The organism is Cyanobacteriota bacterium (assembly GCA_025054735.1).
Taxonomy (GTDB): domain Bacteria; phylum Cyanobacteriota; class Cyanobacteriia; order SKYG9; family SKYG9; genus SKYG9.
In genome coordinates, this window is sequence record JANWZG010000645.1 from 1 (window position 1) to 1379 (window position 1379).

2 protein-coding genes are annotated in these 1379 nt (G+C 50.2%); both read left to right on the forward strand.

Going from position 1 to position 1379, the window contains the following annotated elements; genetic code table 11:
- Positions 1 to 920, forward strand: a 920-nt coding sequence (gene rfbG / locus NZ772_19030; GenBank protein MCS6815652.1) for a CDP-glucose 4,6-dehydratase, incomplete at its 5' end; no start/stop codon positions are given.
- Between the two features lie 25 nt (positions 921 to 945).
- The coding region (locus NZ772_19035) for a dTDP-4-dehydrorhamnose 3,5-epimerase family protein (protein ID MCS6815653.1) at positions 946 to 1379 on the forward strand (434 nt) is incomplete at its 3' end.

The following is a 1379-nucleotide window of genomic DNA, read 5'->3' on the forward strand; positions in this document are numbered from 1 at the left end:
TAGATAAGTTTCAAGCTGTGATGACTAGCCATCAGCCTGAAATCCTAATCCACATGGCAGCACAACCGTTGGTGCGTTATTCCTACCAGCATCCGGTAGAGACCTATGCCACAAATGTGATGGGTACTGTGAATATCCTAGAGGCAGCTCGCTATACTGATAGCATCCGTGTTGTGGTTGTAATTACAACGGATAAGTGCTACGAAAACCGGGAATGGGTCTGGGGCTATCGAGAGAATGAGCCAATGGGTGGCCGGGATCCCTATTCCAGTAGCAAAGGCTGTGCTGAGTTAGTGGTTTCCGCCTATCGAGAGTCGTTTTTTTCAGCCCAGGAGTTCGATCGTCACCATACAGCCGTGGCTAGTGTGCGGGCAGGAAATGTAATTGGGGGTGGTGACTGGGCACTTGATCGTCTAATTCCAGACATCATGCGGGCTATCCAGGCTGGACAACCAGTGCTGATTCGTAGTCCCCATGCTATCCGCCCCTGGCAACATGTGCTAGAGCCATTAAACGGTTATCTAACGTTGGCGGAGCGTTTATGGGAATCAGGGCCTGAATTTGCCGAAGGGTGGAACTTTGGTCCCGAAGATAGCGATGCCAAACCCGTTTCCTGGATTGTTGATCGTCTCACCAAGCTCTGGGGCGAAGGAGCCTCGTGGGAGCTAGATCAAGCCCATCATCCCCATGAAGCTACCTATCTGAAACTAGATTGCTCTAAAGCGAAGTCGCGGCTGAATTGGTACCCCAAAACTTCTCTGGCAACTGCGCTGGATTGGATTGTTGAATTCTACCGAGGTTATATGCAACACCAAGACATGCGCCAACTTACGGAATCACAAATTGCTCGGTTCCAAGCCCTGGAATCTCCTGCTACCGCCGAAATCACTCCAGTACCATCCCTAACCTTGGCCTCCTAATTATCATTGCGACCGAATTACCACTATGCTCTTTGAGGAAACTAAGCTCCACGGAGCGTTCATCATCGATTTAGATAAAAAGTCCGATGCCAGGGGTTATTTTGCGCGGGGCTTCTGTGCCAAGGAGTTTGAAGAGCATGGCCTAAAGTCCACGATCGCCCAGTGCAACATTTCCTTTAACCACAAACAGGGCACGCTACGGGGAATGCACTATCAAGTGGCCCCTGCCACTGAAACTAAACTGATACGATGCACCAGAGGGGCAGTCTACGATGTCATAATCGACTTGCGGCCTGACTCTCCGACCTACCTTCAGCATATTGGCGTAGAGCTAACTTCAGAGAATGGACGCGCGTTATATGTGCCTGAGATGTTTGCCCATGGCTATCAAACCCTGACGGATGATGCTGAAGTCATGTATGCAGTCAGTGAATTTTATACCCCTAGTTGTGAACGGGG